Source organism: Enterococcus sp. DIV2449a (assembly GCF_051711225.1).
GTDB classification, from domain to species: domain Bacteria; phylum Bacillota; class Bacilli; order Lactobacillales; family Enterococcaceae; genus Enterococcus_D; species Enterococcus_D casseliflavus.
Genome location: NZ_JBIOME010000001.1, coordinates 1997389 through 2009707, shown reverse-complemented (window position 1 = coordinate 2009707; position 12319 = coordinate 1997389). Strand labels below are relative to the sequence as shown.

The window sequence follows — 12319 nt, the reverse complement described above, 5'->3', positions numbered from 1 at the left end:
CTGCAACACTTTGGGGAAAGAAGCAAAAAAGTTAAATGTGGGGAAGGGATCAAGCGTGAAAACTTTAAGTATAATTGTTCCATGCTATAATTCGCAAGATTATATGGAACGCTGTATTGATTCATTATTAGTAGGAGGGGAAACCGTTGAGATCATTATTGTAAATGACGGGTCCCATGATCAAACCGGAGCGATCGCTGAACGCTATCAGCGTTCTTACCCAAAGCAAATCAAAGCAGTCCATCAAGAAAACGGCGGACATGGTCAAGCGATCAATACGGGCTTAGAAGTTGCTAGTGGCACCTTTATCAAAATCGTAGATAGCGACGATTGGGTAGATGAAGAGGCGTATCGACAAATTTTGACCTTTTTGACAAGCGATTCACAGGCAAATTCGATCGATATGGTTATCAGTAATTACGTCTATGAAACCCAGTGGAAGAAAAACAAGCGTTGCATCCATTATCAGCGCTTCTTGACAGAAAATGAACCATTCGGCTGGGCGGACGTGCGTTTTCCGTTCAGTAAGTACCTATTGATGCACTCAGTGATCTATCGCAAAAGCGTATTAGAAAAAGCAAACCTACAGTTGCCCAAACATACCTTTTATGTAGATAATCTGTATGTCTATGAACCATTGCCGTACGTCAAAAAAATGGTCTACTTAAATGTCGATTTTTATCGCTATTATATTGGTCGATCGGATCAGTCCGTCAATGAAAAAGTGATGATCAGTCGTATCGACCAGCAATTGAAAGTCAATCGGACAATGATCGATTACTATCTTTCACTGGATCAAGCTGGCAAAGAAGTCACTCGTTATATGCGACGATATTTAGAAGCAATCACAACTGTTTCAACGATTTTGTTGATCAAAGAAGGGTCGAAAGAAAGTTTGCTAAAGAAAAAGGATCTTTGGAAGTTGATTCGCTCTCGAGATCAGCTGTTGTATTTTCGTTTACGGTTCGGTCTCTTAGGACACGGCGTCCATTTTCCAGGAGCCATCGGGCGAAAAGCTTCCTTAGGCTTTTACCACCTTGCTCAAAAATTTTATGGCTTTAATTGATGCAACTTATATTAGATGAGATCGTTTCAATACTATGGACAAACCTTACGGATAAATGAGGTTTGTCCTTTTTATTTTTAGAATCATAACCGTTCGTGCAAAAAAGTCGACCATTCGTGAGAAAGCGTTTTTTCGCTTGTTGTGCACGCTATAATTGGTTTCGTAAAGAATTGAGGAAGAAAGAGGGATTCTTTTGGAGATCATAAATTTTAATGAAGGTTGGGTCTGTGGTGTTTTAGGCACAAACAATCAGAAACCTGTTTCCATCCCACATGATGCAATGCGCGAAGAGCCACGAAGCGAATCGAGTTTAGGCGCTGCCAACATCGGCTGGTATGAAGGGCTTGATTACCTCTATAAGAAAACATTTTTCGTGCCTGAGGACTACCAAGAAAAAAAAGTCGTTTTTGAATTTGAAGGAGTCTATCGCAACGCCGAAGTGATCATCAACGGAAAAAAGGCTGGTTTTCGTCCATACGGATACACCAACTTTTATGTTGAAGCGGATGCGTTTTTGCATTTTGGATCGGAAAATACTATAGAGGTCATTGCTCGAAATTCCGATCAGCCAAATAGTCGCTGGTATACGGGTACAGGGATTTACCGTCCCGTCAATCTACTCGTTTTACCGAAAAAGCATCTTTTGCTAAATGGCATAAAAATCACTACTGTATCAACAAAACCACCAGTCATTTCATTGACTTTAAAATCCAACAGTAAAGGCGAAGCGCTGGTCTCGATTATCGATGGGGAGGAAGTGATTGCAAGGTCAAATGTCTCGATCGACAGATCAGCACAGATCAACCTACCGCTGCCCAATGCAAAGGCATGGTCACCAGAAGAGCCGAACTTATACCAGTGTCAAATTGAGTATGAAGGCAGTCAGTATCAAACTCGATTCGGCTTACGAACGCTGACATGGGATTCGGAAGCGGGGCTTTTGATTAATGGGGTTCGTCGCATTTTAAAAGGTGCCTGTATACATCATGACAACGGTTTGTTAGGCGCCGCTGCTTTTCCAGATGCCGAAAGACGAAAAGTCAAACTCTTGCAAGAAGCTGGCTATAATGCGATTCGTTCAGCTCATAATCCTTGCTCAAAAGCACTACTTGATGCTTGTGACGAGTTGGGAATGCTGGTCATGGATGAATATGTCGATATGTGGTACACCCATAAAACCCGTTACGATTATGCCAATGATTTTAGTGATTGGTGGCGTCAGGATCTTGCTGATATGGTGGACAAAGATTTTAATCATCCTAGCGTGATCCTCTATTCGACGGGGAATGAAGTCTCGGAAACAGCCGAGCCACGGGGAATCGAGCTGACGAAAGAGTTAACGGAACATTTGCATGGGTTGGACCCAACGCGACCGGTAACATGTGGTGTCAACATCTTTTTCAATTATCTAAGCTCACTAGGCTTTGGGGTCTATACTGATGAAAAAGCCCAAAAAGAAAAGAAAAAAGCTGTCGGAAGTGAGTTTTATAATAAGCTGGCTGGTTTGTTGGGCGATAAGACCATGAAGTTGGGGGCAACCCTCAGAGGAAGTGACCGTACGACCTATGAATCATTTGCCAATATGGACATAGCCGGCTACAATTACGGCATTTTACGCTATAAAAAAGACTTGAAAAAATATCCGAAGCGGCTGATTTTAGGGACAGAAACTTTCTGTAAGGATGCTTTTTATTTCTTGGAACTGGCAAAAAAACACCCTCGAATTATTGGAGATTTCGTGTGGGCAGGCATGGACTATATCGGTGAAGCCGGTATTGGTTCGTGGGTTTATGAAGATGCCTATCCTAAAAATGCCAGTCCAGCTGGTTGGTTGACCGCTGGAAGCGGTCGCTTGGATATCACTGGTGCAGCAGGTGGCGAAACCCTTTACACAAAAGTGGCATTCGAAAAAACCACAACGCCCCTTTTAGCGGTGAAGCCTGTTTATCAAAAAGGCAAACATTCACCATCCGCATGGAAATTGACGGATGCGATGCCTTCTTGGACTTGGCCGGGCTGCGAAGGTCAGAAAGCCGAAGTCGAAGTCTATGCTCGAGCGGCTCAAATCGCTCTTTATTTGAATGATCAGCTTGTCGTTAAGAAAAAAATGAAAAATGATTGTCGAACCGTCGTCAAGACCACTTATCAAAGTGGCACATTGACCGTTGTTGCTTATGACGAAAATGAGCAAGAAATTGGCCGTAGTTCTTTAGTGACCGCACAAAAAGAAACTCAGTTAACGCTTGAACCTGAAAGTAGTACTGTTTCTCCTCGAGGGTTGGCCTTTATTCGTTTGCGGTATACCGATCGCAACGGCATTTTAAAGCCGATGGAAAACCATGAAGTCGCGGTTTCGGTCAAAGGCGGTAAGCTATTAGGGTTAGGTCATGCTTGTCCTTACAACCCAGAAGGCTATACTGGTTCGAAAACGAAAACCTATTATGGCGAAGCACTAGCGATCGTGCAAGCTGATTCTGAAGCAAACGAAATCGAACTGATGGTAGCTGACGGAAGTAGGTCTGAGCGTACAGCCATTCAGATAAACGAAGTAGTGAAAAAAAGCAATGACACGAAATAAAGGAGGATGTATGCTAGAGATTACGCGTTTTACTGTTGAAGATTTAGAAAAAGAATGCGTCACTGATAAGTCCAATCCTTGTTTTTCCTATACCGTTGCCAGTCAAAGACAAAATACAATGATCAAAAAAGCAGTCTTAACGCTGGGGGAATGGACGTGTGATGCGACCAGTGGGAATCATCATTATTACGATGGTCCGCCATTGAAGCCTTTCTCCACCTATACCGTACATTTGACAGTAGAAGATGATCAAGGAAATCAAGCAGCAGCCAGTTGCGATTTTGAGACGGGGAAGATGGACGGTTCATTTGCAGCATCATGGATCACCAATGGAAGTTATCGTTTTACGGAGAAGAAAACATCACCAAAACCGATGTACTTCAAACATACCTTTACCTGTGAAAAGTCAGTTGTCAAGGCACGGATTTATGCCACAGCGTTAGGGATCTATGAGATGACCCTTAATGGAGAAAAAATTGGTCACGACTATTTTGCTCCAGGTTTCACCTCTTATAAACATCAGTTGCAGTATCAAACGTATGACATCACAAAACAGTTGGCAAAGAGCAACGAAATGGAAGTTGTCGTGGCAGGAGGATGGGCTTCTGGTGCGTTTACCTACGCACGACGCAACCGCGTCTATGCCAAAAGACAAGCCTTTTTAGCGGAGGTTCACATTGAATACAGTGATGGGTCTTTTGAGAAGATCGTTACTGATACAAACTGGCAAACAGCAATGGAGGGTCCGTTAAAAGAGGCGGAATTTTACAACGGCGAAATTTACGATGCACGGTTCCATGAAACGCAACGCTCGTGGCAACCAGCTTCCCTTGAAACAGTCAAAATCAAGCCGCGGATCATTGCCCAAATTGGTGTACCTGTGCGAGAGCATGAGGTTTTTGAGCCGAAGTCAATTACACGATCACCGAGTGGAAAATGGCTCTATGACATGGGGCAAAACTTTGCCGGTATTGTCAAGCTGACCATTCAAGGAAATGAAGGTCAGAAACTAACGATCAGACATGCTGAGATTTTGATGGATGGCGAACTGTTTACCGAACCGCTCAGGACTGCGAAGCAAGCAATTATTTACACCTGCAAGGAGGGAAAGCAAGTCTATCAGCCACGGTTGACCTACATGGGCTTTCGCTATCTGAGTGTCGAAGGAATCGATCCAGAAGCAATCACCATTGAAGGAATCGCTTTGTATTCTGACGTAAGGGAAACCGGCTCTTTTACTTGTTCTAATCCTCAGTTGAATCAGCTGCAAAGTAACATTTTGTGGGGAGCAAAATCTAATTTTGTCGATATTCCCACCGATTGCCCCCAACGGGATGAACGAATGGGCTGGACCGGGGATATTGCTTTGTTTGCTCGAACGGCTTCTACTAACTTTGATATGCGTCGTTTTTATGAGAAGTGGCTTCAAGATGTCCGTTCAGAACAAAGAAAAAGTGGCGGAATTCCAGTAACCGTACCGCTGGTGGTCGTGCCTTTTCAATGGGAGATCATGATCCCAATGGCCGTTGATCACTGGGGAGATGCCGTGATTTTGGTTCCATGGGCGGAGTACTTAAGTAGTGGTGATCCAGAAATCCTGCGCACCACATACCATGCGATGAAGAAATACCACAAAGCGTGTCTGTTTTGGGCACAACTGTTTTCCTTTGGCAAGCACCGACGAATTTGGCGTTTGCTGCATCATTATGGCGATTGGGTCGCCCCTGAAGGCAAACTTTGGACGTGGATGCTGCGGGGCAAATGGACAGGCACGGCTAGCCTTGCCAATACCAGCAATCTTTTAGCACAGATTGCAACGATCTTGGGCTATTCTGAAGATAGCACGTACTATCAGAAAATTTTTCATGAAACATCCACTGCTTATCGCCAATTACTGATGGACAAAGATGCCCGTGTGAAAAAAGAATTTCAAACTGCGTACGTCTTACCGCTGTATTACCAAATGCTTTCAGAGACAGATGCGAAAAAAGCGGCAGCCAACCTGGCACGTTTGGTACGAGAAAACGAATATCATATCGGCACCGGTTTTCCTGGTACCCCGTACATTTTGTTTGCATTGGCAGATAATGGGTATGTAGAAGAAGCCTATCGAATGCTTTTAACAGATACCTGCCCATCTTGGCTTTTTCAAGTAAAAGCTGGCGGCACAACGATTTGGGAACGCTGGGATGCCTTGAGAGAAGACGGTACTAGTAATACGGGTGCCGATGATGGAACCAATGGAATGGTTTCCTTCAATCATTATGCCAGCGGGGCAGTCGGTGACTTTTTCTATCGGCGGATCGCCGGGATCGAACCGATCAAAGGCGGCTATCAAGCGTTCACTGTGCGACCGATCATTGGTGGTGATCTGACCTTTGCTAAGACGAAAGTAAGGTGTAGTTATGGCGAAATTATCAGCAATTGGCAGATCGCTGATGGTTACTTTTCGATTGAAGTGCAGGTACCTATCGGGACGACCGCTTATTTACAAATGCCTAGTGGTCAGCGCCATCAGTTGACCAACGGACAGTATCATTTTTCAGAAGCAATAGGAGGAAGCAGCGCATGAAAGTCAAAACACTCTTTGAAGCGCCCGCCTTCAAGACCAAAATCACCACCGCAAAAGTCGAAAAGAAAGAAGTTTTTCTAGGATATTTTATTGGGCCTTTTTTGGCATTGCTTTCCAATGCGATCTTCGGTGCCTATTTGAACCGTTATTATTCAGATGTGATTGGTTGGACAGATACAAATCAGTTCGGGCATTTTTCAGCCTTATTACCATTAATCTCAGTGGTCTTTGTCATTTTGGGTAACTTATTCGTTGGTCGATTGATCGATAATACGCGAACCAGCCAGGGAAAAGCTCGACCGTATATGTTGATTTCTGCACCGTTATTGGTGATAGCGATCGTATTTCTATTCATTACACCAACGAACGCATCCCCGACGTTACAGATGATCTGGCTGGCGTTTTCCTATAATTTTTATTACGCCGTAGCCTATCCATTCTTTTACACAGCACATAGTTCCATGGTCGCCTTATCCACACGAGATAGTAATCAGCGCGGCAAATTAGCGACATTTTCTAATGCCTCGGGTGTAGCGGCTGTCGGGTTAGGCGGAAGTATCTTAGTGCCGATCTTGTTACAAAGCTATCTTTTCGTTTCGACGGAGGGTGTGATCGATCGAGCAGCTAGCTATAACAACTGGCGCGTGATGATGATCTTTTTATGTGTCACGACGTTTCTAGCCATTTTCTTAGAGTATTACTTTACCCGAGAACGAATCACTGAAGAAAACGCCAAACTAGCGATCAAAGAAGAGAAGATTTCTTTGGAAAAGCAGTTCTCCGCCTGTATTTCGGATAAGTATTGGTGGTTGATCATCTCTTATTTCTTCTTGTTCCAGTTCGGTGGGCTCGTAAAAAACGGATCGATGGGGTATTACGCTCGCTGGATGTTTAGTTCCGTGGTCGACGAAGCCTCTGCCGGTGTCGCAATGGGCTCACTAGGTTTGATCGCTGGTTTACCGACCGCAATTGGGATGTTGGTGGCATGGCCGCTGGCAAACAAACTGGGTAAACGCAATTCCGTTTTGCTAGGGATCGTTTTTGCTGTGGTAGGTGGCCTGATCAGTTTTATCGATGTCCATGATTTCACAACGGTTGCCATCGGTTTAGTTTTAAAAGGGATCGGTACTGTGCCTGCGATGTTTGTGACACTAGCGCTACTTTCAGATGTGCTGGATCACTTAGAAGCCAAAAATGGCTTTCGTAGCGATGGGTTTACGATGTCTGTTTACGGTTCGATCATGGTAGGTCTGACAGGGGTTGGGAATGCCTTAGTCAACAGTTTGCTGACGCTCAGCGGCTATGACCCGACTGCTATCACCCAAAACGCACAAGTTTCGTCCGTTCTTGTTTGGGCATTTTTAGGGTTTGAGTTGATTTGTTATGCGGGTATTGCGATCTTGCTCCTTTTTCTAACCGTAGAAAAGCACACGAAAGAAGATCAGGCGCTGATCTTAGCTAGTCAGAAGGAAAAGGTTCTCCAATCTGGCGGAGAATGGATCGATCCCCAAGAACGATTGATTTTAGAAGAACAACGGGCAAAACAATCGCAAGAAGCGATGAAAACCTAAAGGAGGGAGTAGATAAGAAAATACCATTCAAGAAACGTATCCAAAGGGAAAACATGAGTTGAAAAAAGGGAGGAAATCTACATGAATCAAAATCTATCACGACTATGCAGAGGGATGACTGCACTGTCATTATCGATGTCAGGTGCTTTGATGGGCTTGACCGGCGTTGCGGATCAGTGGCGCCCGATCATTGATGGTGCCCTTGGGACTTCAAGTACCAAAATCATCAATGATGACAAATTCACTTCTGATTACGAAACTAGTGCGGAGCTGATCCAAGCACATCGTGACCTGGGTGAACGAATGTCAGCAGAAGGGACCGTTTTATTAAAAAATCAAAATCAAGCGTTGCCCCTAGCGGAAACAGAGAATCGGGTCACCTTGTTGGGGATGGGGAGTGCTTATCCATTTTTAGGTGGGACAATGGGGAGTACCGTTGTTGGCGATTCCCAAATCAATCTGCAAGAAGCTTTAGAAGAACGGGGATTTGAATTAAATCCTACGATGACGGAGATCTACAATGGTCTGGGGGAGATCCAGACCGGCTCTTTTGAGCGTTTTGGGAATACCGTTCCGATCTACGGGCATCGTCCAGCTAATTTTTCAACCCCTTATGAACCATCTGAACCAGCAACAGATCTTTATGAGACGGCGCAAAATGATGATTCCGACTTTACAGAAAGCTTTGCTGAGTATAATGATGCCGCCATTGTGGTGATTTCACGACCAGGCTCTGAGGGCAGTGATTACTATCCTGGAGAAAAAGGCATCGATCAAGAAGTTTATGGTACGGATACGCCGCTAGGTCTAGTTGAAAACGAGAAAGCCTTGATTGAGCTTGCGAAAGAAAACTTCGATCGCGTGATCGTTATGATCAACAGCAGTTCGACGATGGAAATCGACGAGCTGGAAAAAGACGATGCCATCGATGCTATTTTGTACGTTGGGTTCCCTGGTGCTTATGGCTTCTTAGGTGTTGCCGATATTTTGACGGGAGCAGTCAATCCTTCAGGACGTTTGACGGACACCTATGCTGTTGCAACTGCGAATTCCCCTGCGATGCAGAATTTTGGTAAAATTGAGTTGGATGATCTATCTCAAATTCGTTTTGAGGAATCCTTGATGGGGGAACTGTCAGCAACTTCTCCTTTAGGAAGCTTTGGTGGGGATGCGTCATTAGCTGCCGACCACTACTTGATCCAAGCCGAAGGAATTTATACCGGTTATAAATATTATGAAACCCGCTATTATGATACAGTGGTCGGTGCTGGACAAGCCGATAGCAACGTCGGTGCGATCGATGGGGCAGACGTTTGGGATTATGCCAATGAAGTGACCTATGATTTTGGGTTTGGTCTTTCTTATACGACCTTTGACCAGCGTTTAGATGCGATCGATATCGACGAAGAAAACAATAAAGTAACTGCGACAGTGACTGTTACCAATACAGGAAATGTAAGCGGTAAATTTGCTAGCCAGCTATACTTTAATGCGCCATACACGGACTATAATCGTGAGCAAAACATCGAAAAGGCAGCTGTCAATCTCATCGGATTTGAGAAAACAGAGCTATTAGAGCCTTCTGAATCGCAAACAGTTACGATCGAAGTTGACATGAAATATATGGCTAGCTGGGATTCGACAGCGAAAGACGGATTAGGCGGGTATATTTTAGATGGCGGCGATTATTATTTTGCTGTTGGTGATGGAGCACACGAAGCCGTCAATGCAGTATTGGCAGCTAAAGGGCATGATACCGATGGAAATGAAGCTCAGGTAGTGAGTGTGGCGATCGGTGAAGAAGGAACCGTTGACGAAGAAACATTTGCTTATTCTGAAAATGGCACAGCGATCGTGAATCAGCTGGAAGATGCCGACATCAACTACTACAAACCAGACTATGCCACCTATCTTACTCGACAAGATTGGGCAGGAACTTTTCCTCGAACCTATGACGATTTGACGATCGACGGTGACAAAGTGGAAGAATGGGTCCAAAACCTTGCGAATGAAAACTATCAATTTACGGAAAATGGGGAAGCCAATGTAGATGGAATCGAAGACCCATTGATGTTTTCTGATATGGCAGGGGTTACTGACATTGATGATATTCGTTGGGATCAGCTAGTTAATCAGATTCCTTTAGACATCTTGATACCGCGAATCGCTAAAGGTGGAAGTACGAGTGATGTCATTGAAGAAATCAATTCGCCACTCGTTTATCAAAATGACGGTCCGAATGGTTTCGGCACAACGCTAAGTGGTCGAGGGTTAAATGAAGAGGATGAAAATGCAGATTACCATCTAGGAACGATGGCAAATGCTACGATCATCGGCAGCACCTTTAGTCATGAGCTGGCAGAAGAATGGGGCAACTTACTTGGTAATGACGGTCTATGGAGTGGAAATTACTTGATTTGGGGCACAGCAGCTAATATTCATCGGACCCCTTACAACGGAAGAAACCATGAATACTATTCTGAAGACCCAATGTTGTCTAATTATATGTCGGCAAATACAGTCAAAGGTGCCTTGGACTACGGAATCATTATTGGTCCAAAACATCTGGCATTTAATGATCAAGAAACACAACGAAGTGGCATCGCGCCTTATATGACGGAGCAAAAAGCCCGTGAAGGTGATTTACGTGCCTTCCAAGGATCATTTGAAGATGCCGGCGCGTTAGGCGCAATGGTGACCTTCAGCCGGATCGGTGCAACGAACGGGAATAATTCTGTCCCAATGTTGATCAATATTTTACGAGAAGAGTGGGGCTTCAATGGCTTACTGACGACAGATATGGTCAACAACAACGGCTACTTCCGTCCAGAATCCATTATTATGGCAGGCGTTACGATGATGGCAGATTTTGCCTCAAATGAGACGATGGCGAATGTCTTAGAGGCTTGGCCTTATCTGACCGTTGATTTGGCAGCCCAAGATGCGCAATTTGTTGAACAAGCGAGAGAAAACATGAAGTATCAATTATATGCCTATGCCCAAAGTGCCGCCCAAAATGTTCAGACGATCCGAATTACGCCATGGTGGGAGACAGCCATGACCGTCGGAATCTATGGCGGCCTTGCAGTAGCAGTTATTAGCTTTGGTGGCTATGTCTTTATTTCAATGAAGAAGAAGGGAGCGGAACAATGATGACAATGTTAAAGAAACAAAAAATCAGTTTGTATATCTATCTGCTGGTTTTCGTCCTCACGACGAGTTTGGTCTTCTTGTATATCTCCAACGTTAATAAAGCGTATTATCAAGACATGCAAGTCAATGTTCTGTATTTGTTAGCAGCAGCGCTAGTATTCCTGCTTTTGACGATTGGGCTATCCTTTTATGCAAAAACCAAATCACTGTTAATGGCAGCTGATATCAGCCGTATCGTAGCTAGTTTATTGATTATCTTAGGTGGTGTGCGCTTCATCAGCATGCGACTTGAATCCTTTGGCTATATTTTCGGTTCTAACCTTGAAATGAACAATGAAGCGGCGTTCGATGCTGGCTCTCAAGCCATCATGATCATTGTTATCTTCGTAGCCACTTGGTTGATCTCTGTCATCGCAGCCTTTTTCGATGTTGGACAGAAGAAAACAGTTACCGAGTAAAGCGATAAAAATAAAGCATAGAGAAGACGTGAAAGCGCTCGTTCTCTATGCTTTTCCTGCGTAAAAATAACCGCTTCATAAATAACAAATTATGTTAAAATAAAATAAGAAAAACGACGAAAAAAACGCTTTACTTTTTTAAAGAAGGGAGATTAAACACTATGACTATAAAAAAACGCAGCGGGCTGGTGAGCGCATGATCCGTGTTGGAATCGTGGAAGATCAAGAAGAATATCGGCAACAGCTCTTGTCATATTTACAGACATTTCAAGAAAAAGAAGGAGTCGTTTTTCAAGTAGAAACCTTTCATGATGGGTATGATTTCGTAGAACGTTATGACTCGGAATTTGATTTGCTGCTGATGGATATCCATCTACCATTGATCGATGGAATGTCAGCGATCGAGGAAATTCGCAAGCGGGATTCTGATGTCTTCGTCATTTTTATTACCAGTACGGCGCAATATGCAGTCAAAGGCTATGATGTCAATGCAATTGGCTATATCCTTAAACCCTTTAATTATTATTCGTTGTCGGAGTATTTAAAAAAAACAATCAAGCGACTGAAGATGAAAGAAGACAGTTTTCTGCGTATCAAAGCCGGACAGAATTATTATCGCGTCAATCAAGATGCGATTCAGTACGTGGAAAGCCAAGGACATAAATTGATTTTTAAATTAACTGATCAAGAATTGGAATCGATCGGTGTCATGCGGGAATTGGAGCAGCAGTTACAACCGGATCGTTTTTTGAGAATCCATCGCGGGTTTATTGTCAATCTGAGGCATATCACGGGTATTAATCATTCGACTGTGATCGTTGGAGAAGCAGAGTTGCCTATCAGCCGAGGAAAACGCAAATTGATCATGGATACACTGGCGAAACAATGGCATGTCTAAATGACTATTAGATGAGGTGAAGC

7 protein-coding genes are annotated in these 12319 nt (G+C 43.9%); all 7 read left to right on the top strand.

Annotation, left to right across the window (positions count from 1 at the left end; translation table 11 throughout):
* Positions 1-55: 55 nt before the first annotated feature.
* The 7 genes from IGI76_RS09455 to IGI76_RS09425 all read left to right on the top strand — a co-directional run bounded on the left by IGI76_RS09455 (position 56) and on the right by IGI76_RS09425 (position 12296).
* Positions 56-1066, top strand: coding sequence for a glycosyltransferase family 2 protein (locus IGI76_RS09455; protein WP_333719242.1), 1011 nt, complete (start codon positions 56-58; stop codon positions 1064-1066).
* 193 nt (positions 1067-1259) lie between these two features.
* Complete coding sequence (locus IGI76_RS09450; protein WP_333719241.1) at positions 1260-3644, top strand: glycoside hydrolase family 2 TIM barrel-domain containing protein; 2385 nt, start codon at positions 1260-1262, stop codon at positions 3642-3644.
* A 10-nt stretch (positions 3645-3654) separates the two neighbouring features.
* Complete coding sequence (locus tag IGI76_RS09445) at positions 3655-6216, top strand: alpha-L-rhamnosidase (protein ID WP_333719240.1); 2562 nt, start codon at positions 3655-3657, stop codon at positions 6214-6216.
* Positions 6213-7787, top strand: coding sequence for an MFS transporter (locus tag IGI76_RS09440; protein WP_333719239.1), 1575 nt, complete (start codon positions 6213-6215; stop codon positions 7785-7787). Before IGI76_RS09445 ends, IGI76_RS09440 begins: the two co-directional genes overlap by 4 nt.
* Before the next feature lie 81 nt (positions 7788-7868).
* Positions 7869-10940: a glycoside hydrolase family 3 protein gene (locus tag IGI76_RS09435; RefSeq protein ID WP_333719238.1), complete on the top strand. Its 3072-nt coding sequence runs from the start codon at positions 7869-7871 to the stop codon at positions 10938-10940.
* 5 nt (positions 10941-10945) lie between these two features.
* Positions 10946-11398 carry a hypothetical protein gene (locus tag IGI76_RS09430; RefSeq protein WP_438781438.1) on the top strand — a complete coding sequence of 151 codons (453 nt, stop codon included), beginning with the start codon at positions 10946-10948 and terminating at the stop codon, positions 11396-11398.
* Positions 11399-11594: 196 nt separating this feature from the next.
* Positions 11595-12296, top strand: a complete 702-nt coding sequence (locus tag IGI76_RS09425) for a LytR/AlgR family response regulator transcription factor (protein ID WP_087627605.1) — start codon at positions 11595-11597, stop codon at positions 12294-12296.
* The last annotated feature ends 23 nt before the right edge of the window (positions 12297-12319 follow it).

Excerpts from the sequence above, each read along its gene's own strand:
- IGI76_RS09445 (WP_333719240.1), top strand. The coding sequence starts at position 3,655 with ATGCTAGAGATTACGCGTTTTACTGTTGAAGATTTAGAAAAAGAATGC.
- IGI76_RS09440 (WP_333719239.1), top strand. The coding sequence starts at position 6,213 with ATGAAAGTCAAAACACTCTTTGAAGCGCCCGCCTTCAAGACCAAAATC.
- IGI76_RS09435 (WP_333719238.1), top strand. The coding sequence starts at position 7,869 with ATGAATCAAAATCTATCACGACTATGCAGAGGGATGACTGCACTGTCA.
- IGI76_RS09430 (WP_438781438.1), top strand. The coding sequence starts at position 10,946 with ATGTTAAAGAAACAAAAAATCAGTTTGTATATCTATCTGCTGGTTTTC.
- IGI76_RS09425 (WP_087627605.1), top strand. The coding sequence starts at position 11,595 with ATGATCCGTGTTGGAATCGTGGAAGATCAAGAAGAATATCGGCAACAG.